The sequence below is a fragment of the Mizugakiibacter sediminis genome, assembly GCF_000953855.2.
Lineage (GTDB): Bacteria > Pseudomonadota > Gammaproteobacteria > Xanthomonadales > Rhodanobacteraceae > Mizugakiibacter > Mizugakiibacter sediminis.
On record NZ_DF970247.1, the window covers coordinates 21,354 to 33,277 of the forward strand.

Consider the following 11,924-nt stretch of genomic DNA (forward strand, 5'->3'; position numbering starts at 1 on the left):
TCAGTCGTCGTCGGCCACGGTCGCCGGCGCCGGCGACACGGCGGCGTCTTGCCCGCCGTCGGCGGCGACCACGCGGTTGCGGCCGGCGCGCTTGGCGGCGTACAGCGCGCGGTCGGCGCGGTGCAGCAGGTCCTCCAGGCCGCCATCGCCGGGCTGCAGCGCGGTGACGCCGATCGACACGGTCAGCGCGTGCGGCTGGCCCGCCACCGTGAGCGCATCGGCGGCGATCGCCGCGCGCACGCGCTCGGCGGTTTCCAGCGCGGCCGCCGCGCCGGTGTCGGGCAGCAGCGCGACGAACTCCTCGCCGCCGAGGCGGCCGAGCACGTCGCTGGCGCGCAGCGCGCGCTGCAGGCGCGCGACCAGCGTGCACAGCACGCTGTCGCCGCCGGCGTGGCCGAACTGGTCGTTGACGCGCTTGAAGTGGTCGGCGTCGATCAGCAGCACGGCGAACTCGCGGCCGTGGCGCACGGCTTCGGCGATCATGCGCCGCGCGTGCTCGGCCAGCGCGCGCCGGTTGGCGATGCGGGTCAGCGGGTCGATGCGGGCCATGCGCGCCAGCTCCGACTGCGCGGCCTCGTTGTAGAGCAGCAGGAAGCCCACGCTGGCGAGCAGCGGCTCGATCATCAGCACCAGCGTGTTGACCTCGTCGGCCAGGCACGGCGCGAGGTCGATGCCGGCGCCGAGCGCGGCCAGGTCGGCGGCCAGCACGCGCCAGCCCATGCTCGCCACCACCAGCAGCATCATCAGCAGGATCACCCGCCGCCCGGGCGAACCGCCGCGGCCGAAGCTGTCCCGCAGCGGCCAGATCAGTTGCAGCGAGAACGCCGTCGCGGCGAGGCCGAGCGCGTTGATGCGGCCGACGTAGCTCGGCTGCAGCCGGGTGAACCAGGCGATCGCCAGCGTGGTGAGCAGCGCCGTCGTCCACAGCAGCGCGCGATGCTGCGGCGCGCCGCACATGATGCGCAACGTGCGCGTTGCTTCGGCGAAGCCCAGCACCAGCAGGCCGTTGCCGGCGATGCGCACGAAATCGGCATTGAAGAAGGCGTGCTGGCGGAACAGCATCCAGCCGGCCGCCTGCAGCAGCAGGGACGCCACCCAGACGTGCACGCTGCGCCGCGCCGGCCCGACGTAGCCGCGCGTGGCGAACACCAGCGTCGCCGCCAGCATCGTCGCCTGCGTCGACCCCATCAGCGCCGCCGTGGGGATGTCGAACGGCATGAGCCCCCCTGTTGGCCCATCGCACCGGGATGCGCGCGGAGCATAACGGCGAAGCGGGCGCGCGCAACGTGACGGCCGGCGGCGCCGGCCGTCGTTCGACAGATGTTCACGATTGCCGGCCGCGGCGCGGCCGGCCCGCTCAGGCGTGATTGTCGATGTCGATGAAGCGCAGGAACTCGGCGCGGGTGCGCGCGTCGTCGCGGAACGCGCCGAGCATCTGGCTGGTGATCATGGACACGCCGCGCTTGTGCACGCCGCGCGTGGTCATGCACTGGTGCTGGGCGTCGATCACCACCGCCACGCCGCGCGGCTGCAGCACCTTGTCGATGCAGTGGGCGATCTGCGCGGTGAGCTTTTCCTGCACTTGAAAGCGGCGCGCGTAGGCGTCGACCACGCGCGCCAGCTTGCTGATGCCGACCACCTTGTCGGTGGGCAGGTAGCCGACGTGGGCGCGGCCGATGATCGGCGCCATGTGGTGCTCGCAGAACGACTCGAAGTGGATGTCGCGCAGCACGATCATCTCGTCGTAGCCGGCGACCTCCTCGAAGGTGCGGCCGAGGTATTCGGCGGGGTCGATCGCGTAGCCGGAGAACCAGTCGCGATAGGCGTCGACCACGCGCCCGGGGGTGTCGAGCAGGCCCTCGCGCGCCGGGTCCTCGCCGGCCCAGCGCAGCAGCGTGCGCACCGCCTCCTCGGCGGCTTCGCGGGTGACGGCGGCCGGCGCGACCTTCTTGTTCTTCGCCATGATCGACTCCTGCAGGGGGCGGACGCGCCAGTGTAGCGTCCCGCGCGGGTTCAGCCGATGCCGTCGTCGTCGCCGGCTTCGGCGTCGTCGGCAGCGGCCAGCGCGTCGCCGAGCAGCGCCTGCGCCTGCTCGCCGGGCAGCGACTCGACCTCGCGCAGCCTGCGCTGGATGGCGCGGGTGCGCACGCCGGTCGCCTCGATGTGGTTGCCGGCCTCTTCCAGCTTCTTCTTCACCTTGGCGAGCACGGCGCCGAACTTGTCGAACTCGGACTTGATCGCGCCGAGCAGCAGCCAGACCTCGCTGGAGCGCTTCTCGATCGCCAGCGTGCGGAAGCCGGCCTTCAGGCTGGTGAGGATCGCGGTCAGCGTGGTCGGTCCCGCCACGGTGACGTGCAGGTCGCGCTGCAGCGCATCGAACAGGCCCGGTCGGCGCAGCACCTCGGCGAACAGGCCTTCGGTGGGCAGGAACAGGATGGCGAAGTCGGTGGTGTGCGGCGGCGCCACGTACTTGTCGCGGATGCGCCGCGCCTCCTCGCGCACGCGGCGCTCCAGCGCCTGGCCGGCGGCGGCGGCGGCGTCCGGATCGGCGCGCTCCTGCGCATCCTGCAGGCGCTGGTAGTCCTCCAGCGGGAACTTGGCGTCGATCGGCAGCCAGACCGGTTCGCCGTCGCGCTCGCCGGGCATGCGCACGGCGAACTCGACGCGCGCGTCGCTGCCGGGCCGGGTGGCGACGTTGGCGGCGTACTGGTCGGCGGTGAGGATCTGCTCGAGCAGCGCGCCGAGCTGCACCTCGCCGAGGATGCCGCGCGTCTTCACGTTGCTCAGCACGCGCTTCAGGTCGCCGACGCCGGTGGCCAGCTCGCGCATCTCGCCCAGGCCGCGCTGCACCGCCTCCAGGCGCTCCGACACCAGCCGGAACGACTCGCCGAGCCGCGCCTCCAGCGTCGCCTGCAGCTTCTCGTCGACGGTGGCGCGCATCTTCTCCAGCTGCTGCGCGTTGTCCTGCTGCAGCGCCTTCAGCTGCGCATCCAGCGTGCCGCGCATCTCCTGCAGGCGCTGCTGGTTGTGCTCGGCCAGCGCCGCGAGGCGCTGCTGCAGCGTGTCGGCGAACTGCTGCATGCCGCGGTCGGTGCGTTCGGCCAATTGGTCCATGCGCTTGCCGACGCCCTCGATGCGCTCGTGCTGGCGCGCGTTGGCGGCGTCGAGCTGCTGCTGCACGTGGCCGCGGAACTGCTCGAACGACTGCGCCAGCTCGCCGCGCCCGGCGCGCTGCTCCTCGCGCAGCGCGCGCTCGATGCGGTCGCTGTCGGCGCGCAGCGCTTCCAGCCGCGCCGCCAGCGCGGCGTCGCCGCGGCCGCGCAGCAGCGCGACCAGCTGCAGCGCCAGCACGGCGAGCACGGCGACGGTCAGGACGGCGAGCAGGGCGGCGGCGGACATATGCGGGATTCCGGCGGCGGATGCCGCCAGTGTAGCGGCAGCCGTCTCAGATGCTGCGCCGGCCGCGCCGCGGCGCCGCAGCGCGGCGCGCGGGCCGCGCCGCGACCGGCGCCAGCACCCAGGTCAGCGACAGCAGGCGGTCGCGGCGCGGAGCGCGCGGCCGGCGCAGCAGTTCGCCGAGGCGCAGCAGCAGACGGTTGATCTCCTCGAGCTCCGCGGCGCCGACCCAGCCCTTGGTGCGCGACGCCCACAGCGCGCGGCGCGGCCCTTCGACGGCGACCGCAGGGTCGCCCAGCGCGGCGCCGAAATCGCGCCCGGCGATGCGCAGCATGCCGGCGGCGACGCGCGCCACCGCGCGCGCGTTGGCGGTGGCGCCGGGGCGGTAGCGCAGCCGCAGGCGCGCGCCGCCGCTGCGCGTGCGGTAGCGCCGGCCGTCGCCGTCGGTCGGCAGTTCGTCCAGCAGGCCGCCCGCGGCCAGCAGGCGCAGGTGGTAGTAGAGGCCGTCGGCCGGCCGCCCCAGTTGCGCGGCGATCGCCGCCACCGGCGCCTCGCCGCCCAGCGCCTCCAGGGTGTCGACGATCTCCTGACGGATCGGCGAGGCCAGCAGTTCGACCTCGCGCGGGTGCTCCAGTTTGCCGTCGTGGCGCTCGCGCCGTGCCATCGGTTGGCTTGCCTTGTTTGAAATTTGCGATCATTCTTCAAAACACGACCTTCCTTTGCAAGCGCCGCGCGGCGCCAGGTTACGAGCATGAAACGAACGACGATGCGCCTCCTCGCCGCCGCGGCCGCCCTGCTGCTGGCGGCGGCCGCCTGCGCGGAGGACGCCGGCGCGCTGCTGGCGCGCTACAAGGCGGCCAGCGGCGGCGCGCGCTGGGACGCGGTGCAGGCGATCGCCTCCCGCGGCACCCTGCGGGCCGGCGGCCTGTCCGGCCCGATCGCCACCCTGGAGGACCTGCGCGGCGGCCGCCACGCCAGCCGCTACACGCTGGGCCGCCTCGAGGGCGCCGACGGCTACGACGGCCGCACGGCGTGGGAGCAGGATCCCGGCGGCGAAGTGGCGCGGCTGGACGGCGCCGAGGCGATGGCGCGGGCGCGCACCGAAGCCTGGCTGACCGCGCGCGCCTACTGGTATCCGCAGCGCGGCGCCGCGCGCTACGGCGCGGTGACGACGCGCGAGGCGGACGGCCGCCGCTACGCCGTGGTCGAGGCGACGCCGGAAGGCGGCGCCGCGGTCGCGCTGTGGTTCGACGCGGCCAGCGGCCTGCTGGCGCGCACCACGCAGAAAGTCGGCCAGAACGTGCTGACGGTGCGCTACGAGGACTGGCGCGCGGTCGACGGCGTGCGCCTGCCGTTCCGCAGCGTCAGCGACCGCGGCGATCCGCGCAGCCGCGTCGAGGTGGCGCTGACGCAGGCGCGTCTCGATCCGGCGCTGCACGAGGCCGATTTCGCCATGCCGCAGGCGCCGGCTTCGCGCGCGCGCATCGCCAACGCCGCCGCCGTCACGCGCGTGCCGTTCGAGCTCGTCAACAACCACATCTACGTGCGCGCCGAGGTGGACGGCAAGCCGGTGCGCCTGCTGGTCGACACCGGCGGCTTCAACCTGCTGACGCCGGCCGCGGCGAAGCGCCTCGGCCTCGCCGCCGAGGGCAAGCTGCTGGCGCAGGGCGTGGGCGAGAAGGGTGGCGACGTCGCGCTGGCGCCGGCGCGGTCGCTGCGCGTCGGCGACGCCGTGCTGGAGCGGCCGGTGATGTACGTGATCGACCTCGGCGCGCTGGGCGCCGTCGAGGGCCTCGACTTCGACGGCCTGGTCGGCTTCGAGATGTTCAGCCGCTTCGGCGTGCGGATCGACTATGCGCAGCGCGAGCTGGTGCTGAGCGAACCGGCGAAGTTCGCGCCGCCGGCCGGCGCGCGGGCGATCCCGTTCACGCTAGAGGAGCGCATCCCGGTGATCGCCGGCACGCTGGACGGCACGCCGCTGCGCATCAGCGTCGACACCGGCTCGCGCGCGTCGCTGACCTTCCACGGCCCGTTCGCGCGCGCGCACGGCCTGGCCGAGCGCTACGGCGCGGCGCCGGAGAGCGTGGTCGGCTGGGGCGTGGGCGGACCGTCCTACGGCCGCCCGCTGCGGCTCGGCACGCTCGACCTGGGCGGCATCGACGTGCCCGGCATCGCCGCCGACATCTTCACCGGGACGAAGGGTTCGTTCGCCAATCCCGATCTCGACGCCAACCTCGGCGGCGGCGTGCTGAAACGCTTCACGGTGGCCTTCGACTACGCGCAGCGGCGCATGTACCTGGCGCCGAACGCCGACTTCGCGCGGCCCGACCTCTACGACCGCAGCGGCCTGTGGCTGCTCGGCGACGGCGCCGCGCTGAGGGTCGGCGCGGTGGCGCCGCAGAGCGCGGCCGCGCGCGCCGGCCTGCGCGCGGACGACCGCCTGCTGGCGATCGACGGCGTCGCCGTCGCCACCCGCACGCTGGCCGCATGGCGGCAGCGCCTGCGCGAGCTGCCGGCGGGCACGCGCCTCGCCGTGCGCTACGCGCGCGACGGCCGTGCGGCCGAACTCACCCTGACACTGGCCGATCAGATCCCGCCGCCGCGTTGAGCGGGGCGCCGTCCGCCGCGGCGCCCGCGCGCGCCGCCGGGTTGCCGGCGTGCGTGTCGGCCGCCGGCGCGTCGCCGATGGCGACGACGCGGTTGCGGCCGGCGTGCTTGGCGGCGTACAGCGCGGTGTCGGCGCGCTGCAGCAGGGCGTCGAGGTCGGCGTCGCCGGTGCGGTAGACGGCGACGCCGATCGACAGGGTGAGCGCCACCTCCGAACCGTCGGCCCGCAGCGGCGCCATGGCGACGGTTTCGCGCACGCGCTCCGCGACCTCGCGCGCCTCGGCGACGCCGGTCGTCGGCAGCAGGATCACGAACTCCTCGCCGCCGGTGCGGCCGATCAGGTCGCTGGCGCGCAGGGTGCGCTGCATGCGCGCGACCAGTGCGCACAGCGCCGCGTCGCCGACGCCGTGGCCGTAGCGGTCGTTGACGCGCTTGAAGTGGTCGGCGTCGACCATCAGCGCGGAGAACGGCCGGCCGTCGCGCTGCGCGGCGGCGATCAGCCGCGCGGCGTGCTCGGCCAGCGCGCGGCGGTTGTTGACGCCGGTGAGCGGATCGACGCGCGCCAGCCGGCGCAGTTCGGCGTGCGCGGTCTCGTAGTAGAGCAGCAGGAACGCCGCGCTGGCCAGCGCCGGCTGCAGGCTCATCAGCACCAGGTGCGCCAGATCGGCGGCGCGCGCCTGGAACATCGAGACGGGCGGACGCTCCGCCAGCGCCAGTTCGACCAGCCGCCAGACCTCGATGCCCACCACCGCCAGCATCACCAGCATGGTGACGCGGTAGGCGAGATGGCCGTGGCGCAGCCAGGCGCCGCGCAGCGGCCACAGCACGGTCAGCGCGAATGCGGCGATGCCGGTGCAGAACACGTAGACGCGCGCGGCGTAGTCGGGCTGCACGATCTGGAACCAGACGATGCCGGCGACGACGGCCGCGCCCAGCGCCAGCATGCGCCACTGGCGCGCCGGCGCGCCGGTCAGCATGCGCAGCGCGTACGCGCCGAGGCCGAAGGCGCTGACCAGCATGGCATTGACCACCGCGCCGAACGGCGGGTACTCGGGATGGCCGGCGGCGAACGGCGTGACGATCCACGCCGCCGCCTGCAGCAGCAACGAGACGATCCATACGCGCAGGCTGCGCCGCGCCGTGCCGGCGAAGGCGCCCATCACCATCCACAGCAGCACGCCCATCGCCAGGGTCTGGATCCATCCCAGCGCGATCACCGTGGGTAAGTCGATGTGCATCCGCGCCCCTCCGCAGCTACGCATCCCTGGCGATGCAGGACCGATACCAGCTTAGGGCATCGGCATCCGCGCTGCAGGCGGGAACCGTGACGGCGTTCCGCTGCGGTTACCCTCGTTCACCGCGTGCGGCGCGCCTTCAGGCGCGGCCGCCGGCCACGCGCAGCACCAGCCAGGCCAGCAGCGCCAGCACGTCGACGCCGATGCGCGTGCCGTAGGGCGCGGCGCCCAGCAGGCCGACCAGCCAGCCGTGCGACAGCCCGCTGACGTGCAGCGACCAGGCCGGCGGCCAGGCGAAGCCGGCCAGCACCAGCACGGCGGCGCCGACGTGCACCGCATAGCTGACGATGCCGCTGCTCAGCACCGGCACCTGCGCGAGCTGCACCCAGCGCGACCAGCGCAGGCCGCGCTCGCTGCCGGCGATCAGCAGCACGCCGGCGACGAGCGCCCAGGCGAAGAACAGCGCGGCGACCGCCGCGGCGACGATCGCCAGCGGCGCGCGCAGGCCGGACAGCCGGTGCACGGCCGCCTCGAGGCCGAGTGCACCGCCCACGATTTCCAGCACGCCCACCGCCCGCAGCAGCCATTCGCGCATCGTCGTCGTCCCCGTTCGCAAGGCGCGCGATGGTAGCAGGGCGCCGCGGCCGCGGCTTCAGCCGCGGCCGCAGAAAGCGGCGCGGCGCCGGGCCGGTGCGGGAAGGGCTTCGGCCCCGGGCTCAGGCCAGCGCCTCGGCGGCCTCGCCGAGATCGGCGACGTGCTGCTCCCACCAGCGCGCCTCGGCGGCGAAGGGGAACGCCGCGGGAAAGGCGGGATCGGCCCAGCGCGCGGCGATCCAGCCGGCGTAGTGCAGCAGGCGCATCGCGCGCAGCGCCGGCACCAGCGCCAGCTCGGCGGGATCGAAGTCGCGGAACTGCGCGTAACCGTCCAGCAGCGCGTCCATCGCCGCGGCGTCGGCGGCCAGCATCCACAGGTCCTGCACCGCCGGGCCCATGCGCGCGTCGTCGAGGTCGACGAAATGCGGGCCGGCGTCGGTCCACAGCACGTTGCCCGGATGGCAGTCGCCGTGCAGGCGCAGCGTGCGCAGCGGGCCGACCGCGGCCTGACGCGCGGCGATCGCCGCGTCGAGGCGCGCGCCGGCGGCGCGATAAGCGTCGGCGAGGCGCGCCGGCAGCAGCGGCGAGGCCAGCACCGCCTGCATGGGCGCGGCGACGAAGGCGGCGCGGTCGAGCGCGCCGCGATGGCGGAACGGCGCGCGCGCGCCGACCGCGTGGATGCGCGCGATCAGCCGGCCCATCCACTCGAGGTGTTCACGCGACTCCAGCATCGGCGCGCGCCCGCCGCGGCGCGGATACAGCGCGTAGCGGAAGCCGGCGTGCGCGAGCAGGCTGCGGCCGGCGAAGACCAGCGGCGCCACCACCGGGAGGTCCGCCTCGGCGAGTTCGCGCGCGAAGGCGTGCTCTTCGTCGATCGCCGCGTCGCTCCAGCGCGCCGGCCGGTAGAACTTGGCGACGACGAAGCCGCCGTCCTCGAGGCCGGCCTGATAGACGCGGTTCTCGTAGCTGTTCAGCGCCAGCAGGCGGCCGTCCGGACGCAGGCCCGTCGCGGCCACCGCGTCCAGCACCAGGTCCGGCGACAGGCCGGCGTAGGGCGCGGCCGCGCTCACGTCGCCGCCGCGCGCGTGCCGACCGCCTGCGTTGGCACCACGGCCATGGTCAGGCGCGCGATGCACACCAGCGCGCCGTCCTCGCGCTCGATGCGGATCTCCCACACCTGCGTGGTGCGGCCGAGGTGCAACGGCCGCGCGGTGCCGGTAACCGTGCCCGCGCGCACCGCGCGCACGTGGTTGGCGTTGATGTCGAGGCCGACCGCGACCTCGCGCGCGGGGTCGAGGGTGAGCAGCGCCGCGGTGCTGCCCAGCGTTTCCGCCAGCGCCACCGAGGCGCCGCCGTGCAGCAGTCCGAACGGCTGGTGCGTGCGCGCTTCGACCGGCATGGTGCCGCGCAGGAAATCCGCGCCGATCTCGGTGATGCGGATGCCGAGCGCCTGCATCATGGTGTGCTCGCTCCAGCCGTTGACGCGGGCGAGGTCGGTGTCCTGTTTCCACAGCGGCATGGCGCGGCTCCGGGCGGGGGGCGGAACGCGCATTCTCGGCGCCGGGCGCCGCCGGCGCGACGGTTCCGGCGCGAGGCCGGTTTCGGCGACAATGCGCGCCTGCCCCTGCGGACGGACCCGTGCCGTTTACCGTCACCCTCGAGGCCAGCGGACGCCGCTTCGGCGTCGCCGCCGGCGAAACCGTGCTCGAGGCCGCGCAGCGCGCCGGCCTCGCCTTGCCGTATTCCTGCCGCGCCGGCGTGTGCGGTTCGTGCAAGGCGGTGCTGCTGCAGGGGCGCTGCGCGTACCCGCGCAACCCGCCCTCGGCGCTCAGCGCCGCCGAGCAGGCGCGCCACGCCGTGCTGCTGTGCCAGGCGGTGCCGGCCAGCGATCTGGTGATCGCCGCGCGCGAGGTCGCCTCGGTGGAGGACATCCCGCGGCGCACGCTCGATCTCGCCGTCACCGCCAAGGACGTGCTCGCCCCCGACGTGGTGCGGCTCGAGCTGCGTCCGGCCGACGGCACGCGCCTGCGCTGGCTGCCCGGCCAGTACCTCGACGTGCTGCTGGACGGCGGCAGGCGCCGCGCGTTCTCCATCGCCAACGCGCCGCACGACGGCGCCGCGATCGAACTGCACGTGCGCCACGTCGCCGGCGGCGGCTTCACCTCCTACGTGTTCGACACGCTGCGCGTCGGCGAGCGCCTGCGCGCGGAGGGGCCGCTCGGCACCTTCGTGCCGCGCGAGGACTCCGAACGCCCGGCGATCCTGATGGCCGGCGGCACCGGCTTCGCGCCGGTGAAGGCGATCGTCGAGCACTTCCTGCATCTCGGCACGCGCCGGCCGCTGCACCTCTACTGGGGGGCGCGCGGCGCCGCCGACCTCTACCTGCGCGCGCTGCCGGAACGCTGGGCGCGCGAGACACCGACGCTGGGATTCACGCCGGTGCTGTCCGATCCCGAGGAGGCGGCGCGCGCCGGGCTGCGCGCCGGCCTGGTGCACGAGGCCGTGCTCGAGGACCACCCCGACCTCGCCGGCTACGACGTCTACATGAGCGGCCCGCCGGCGATGATCGACGCCGGCCGGCGCAGCTTCGTCGACGCCGGCCTGCCCGAGGAGCGGCTGTACTACGACTCGTTCGACTACGCGCCGGACGTGCTGGCGCAGATCCTGCGCAACCGCGCCGGCATCCACGGCCTGTAGCGCTTCAGCGCTGCAGCGCGGTGCCGCCGAGTCCGAACATCGCGCCGACGTAGACCACCGCCGCGATCGCCAGCAACGGCAGGCTGAGCCCGGCCAGCGCGGCGAACACGCCCGCTTCGAGCAGCGTGCCGGCGATGCCGGCGGCGCCGTGCGGGCGCAGCAGCCGGGCCGTCGCGACGACCGACGCGGCGAGCGCGCCGAAACCGAGCAGACCGAAGGCGAGCCAGGCGGGGGCGTCGCCGTCGGCCAGCAGGTCGGCGCCGAACACCAGCAGCACCGCCGCGCCGAGGATCGGCGCGAACAGCGGCATGCTGAAGTGGCGGCGGCCGTGGCGCTGCTCGCACCAGGCGTCGAACTTGGCGAGCGCCAGCAGGCCCAGCAGCGAGACGACCAAGGCGGCGGCGAGATCCAGCAGCATGGGAAACCTTCCGTGGAATCCGGTGTGCATGGACGAACATGCTCGTACAAACGCGCGCGGCGCGCAACGCGCCGGCGTCGCGCGGCTCAGCGCGCCGGCTTGCCGCCGAAGCCCGGCAGGCGCGGCACGCCGTGCTCGTCGCGTTCCTCGACGGCGATCGGACGCGTGTCCATGCGGCCCGGACGTGCGGACAGCGGCTCGGTCGACTCGCCGCGCGCCAGCCGCATCGCGTTGCGGTAGCAGCGCGCCGCCGCGGCGGGGTCGCCCTGGCCGGTGCAGGCATCGCCCAGCGTTTCCCACGCGGCGGCGCTCGGTTCCAGCGCGACCGCGCGTTCGAGGAAATCCTGCGCCTTGCCCCACAGTTTCAGACGCACGCAGATGCGGCCGAGCGCGGTCAGCAGTACGGCGTCGTTGGGGTGCGCGGCCAGCCAACTTTCGGCGCGCTTCAGGCGGGCATCGAGATCGTCGCCGGCGATGTCGCCGTAGGCGGCGACCAGCAGCGGATCCCAGCCGCGGCGCAGCGCGCTCTCCACCTCGTCCATCGCCGCCAGCGCGGCGCCGTGCCGCGAGGCGGCGCGCGCGTAGGCGGCGATCACCGTCGGCACCTGCCGCTGCGCGCGGCCGAGCCCGGCCCACAGCGTGTTCAGCGCGGCGGCGTCGGGCGCGGCGGCGATGGCCGCGGCCAGCACGCGCGTCTCGAGATCGGCGTAGCCGCGCGCCCCCAGCGCGCCGCTCTGCCGCAGCGGTTCCAGCGCGCCGCGCGCGCGCTCGGTGCGGCCGGCCAGCAGCGCCGCCTCGGCCAGTTCGCGCCAGCCGGCCGGCGGCAGCTTGCCGGCCTCCGCTTCCGGCACCAGCAGCGCCAGCGCGTCGTCGGCGCGGCCCTGGCGGCGCAGGATGCGCGCGCGCAGCACGCGCGCCGCCTGCGGCGCGTCCTGCGTGGCCTCGTCCAGCATTTCCAGCGCACGCTCCGGCTCGCC

General features: G+C 74.9%; 12 protein-coding genes. 2 read left to right on the forward strand and 10 right to left on the reverse strand.

Annotated features, from left to right (window positions below; genetic code table 11):
• The 4 genes from MBSD_RS13115 to MBSD_RS13130 all read right to left on the reverse strand — a co-directional run bounded on the left by MBSD_RS13115 (position 1) and on the right by MBSD_RS13130 (position 4,060).
• The gene (locus tag MBSD_RS13115; protein ID WP_062537753.1) at positions 1-1,218 is read right to left on the reverse strand and encodes a GGDEF domain-containing protein; all 1,218 of its coding nucleotides are present in this window, start codon (positions 1,216-1,218) and stop codon (positions 1-3) included.
• A gap of 139 nt (positions 1,219-1,357) precedes the next feature.
• The gene (gene folE, locus MBSD_RS13120) at positions 1,358-1,963 is read right to left on the reverse strand and encodes a GTP cyclohydrolase I FolE (RefSeq protein ID WP_062537754.1); all 606 of its coding nucleotides are present in this window, start codon (positions 1,961-1,963) and stop codon (positions 1,358-1,360) included.
• Between the two features lie 50 nt (positions 1,964-2,013).
• Entirely contained in the window at positions 2,014-3,399 is a 1,386-nt protein-coding gene (locus tag MBSD_RS13125; protein WP_062537755.1) for a DNA recombination protein RmuC, read from the reverse strand.
• A gap of 46 nt (positions 3,400-3,445) precedes the next feature.
• Complete coding sequence (locus MBSD_RS13130) at positions 3,446-4,060, reverse strand: helix-turn-helix domain-containing protein (protein ID WP_062537756.1); 615 nt, start codon at positions 4,058-4,060, stop codon at positions 3,446-3,448.
• An 87-nt stretch (positions 4,061-4,147) separates the two neighbouring features.
• Between MBSD_RS13130 and MBSD_RS13135 the strand changes: the two genes are divergently transcribed.
• Positions 4,148-6,004, forward strand: coding sequence for an aspartyl protease family protein (locus MBSD_RS13135; RefSeq protein ID WP_114693274.1), 1,857 nt, complete (start codon positions 4,148-4,150; stop codon positions 6,002-6,004).
• Here the strand turns inward: MBSD_RS13135 and MBSD_RS13140 are convergent.
• The 4 genes from MBSD_RS13140 to MBSD_RS13155 form a co-directional block, all read right to left on the reverse strand.
• The gene (locus tag MBSD_RS13140; RefSeq protein ID WP_062537758.1) at positions 5,964-7,241 is read right to left on the reverse strand and encodes a GGDEF domain-containing protein; all 1,278 of its coding nucleotides are present in this window, start codon (positions 7,239-7,241) and stop codon (positions 5,964-5,966) included. The genes MBSD_RS13135 and MBSD_RS13140 overlap by 41 nt on opposite strands.
• A gap of 136 nt (positions 7,242-7,377) precedes the next feature.
• Positions 7,378-7,833: a hypothetical protein gene (locus tag MBSD_RS13145; RefSeq protein ID WP_062537759.1), complete on the reverse strand. Its 456-nt coding sequence runs from the start codon at positions 7,831-7,833 to the stop codon at positions 7,378-7,380.
• Positions 7,834-7,954: 121 nt separating this feature from the next.
• Positions 7,955-8,902 carry a serine/threonine protein kinase gene (locus MBSD_RS13150; protein WP_062537760.1) on the reverse strand — a complete coding sequence of 316 codons (948 nt, stop codon included), beginning with the start codon at positions 8,900-8,902 and terminating at the stop codon, positions 7,955-7,957.
• A complete protein-coding gene (locus MBSD_RS13155) occupies positions 8,899-9,351 on the reverse strand; it encodes a hotdog fold thioesterase (protein WP_062537761.1) in 453 nt (150 codons plus the stop codon). The genes MBSD_RS13150 and MBSD_RS13155 overlap by 4 nt, the downstream gene beginning before the upstream one ends.
• A 119-nt stretch (positions 9,352-9,470) precedes the next feature.
• Between MBSD_RS13155 and MBSD_RS13160 the strand changes: the two genes are divergently transcribed.
• Positions 9,471-10,529: a CDP-6-deoxy-delta-3,4-glucoseen reductase gene (locus MBSD_RS13160; protein WP_062537762.1), complete on the forward strand. Its 1,059-nt coding sequence runs from the start codon at positions 9,471-9,473 to the stop codon at positions 10,527-10,529.
• A 4-nt stretch (positions 10,530-10,533) separates the two neighbouring features.
• Here the strand turns inward: MBSD_RS13160 and MBSD_RS13165 are convergent, their stop codons facing one another.
• The gene (locus MBSD_RS13165) at positions 10,534-10,947 is read right to left on the reverse strand and encodes a hypothetical protein (protein WP_062537763.1); all 414 of its coding nucleotides are present in this window, start codon (positions 10,945-10,947) and stop codon (positions 10,534-10,536) included.
• Between the two features lie 86 nt (positions 10,948-11,033).
• Positions 11,034-11,924: heme biosynthesis protein HemY (locus tag MBSD_RS13170; protein WP_082306675.1), on the reverse strand; the 891-nt coding region annotated here is incomplete at its 5' end.

Bases quoted from the DNA above. Each gene is read 5' to 3' on its own strand.
- MBSD_RS13115 (WP_062537753.1), bottom strand. From the start codon at position 1,218: ATGCCGTTCGACATCCCCACGGCGGCGCTGATGGGGTCGACGCAGGCG.
- folE (WP_062537754.1), bottom strand. From the start codon at position 1,963: ATGGCGAAGAACAAGAAGGTCGCGCCGGCCGCCGTCACCCGCGAAGCC.
- MBSD_RS13125 (WP_062537755.1), bottom strand. From the start codon at position 3,399: ATGTCCGCCGCCGCCCTGCTCGCCGTCCTGACCGTCGCCGTGCTCGCC.
- MBSD_RS13130 (WP_062537756.1), bottom strand. From the start codon at position 4,060: ATGGCACGGCGCGAGCGCCACGACGGCAAACTGGAGCACCCGCGCGAG.
- MBSD_RS13135 (WP_114693274.1), top strand. From the start codon at position 4,148: ATGAAACGAACGACGATGCGCCTCCTCGCCGCCGCGGCCGCCCTGCTG.
- MBSD_RS13140 (WP_062537758.1), bottom strand. From the start codon at position 7,241: ATGCACATCGACTTACCCACGGTGATCGCGCTGGGATGGATCCAGACC.
- MBSD_RS13145 (WP_062537759.1), bottom strand. From the start codon at position 7,833: ATGCGCGAATGGCTGCTGCGGGCGGTGGGCGTGCTGGAAATCGTGGGC.
- MBSD_RS13155 (WP_062537761.1), bottom strand. From the start codon at position 9,351: ATGCCGCTGTGGAAACAGGACACCGACCTCGCCCGCGTCAACGGCTGG.
- MBSD_RS13165 (WP_062537763.1), bottom strand. From the start codon at position 10,947: ATGCTGCTGGATCTCGCCGCCGCCTTGGTCGTCTCGCTGCTGGGCCTG.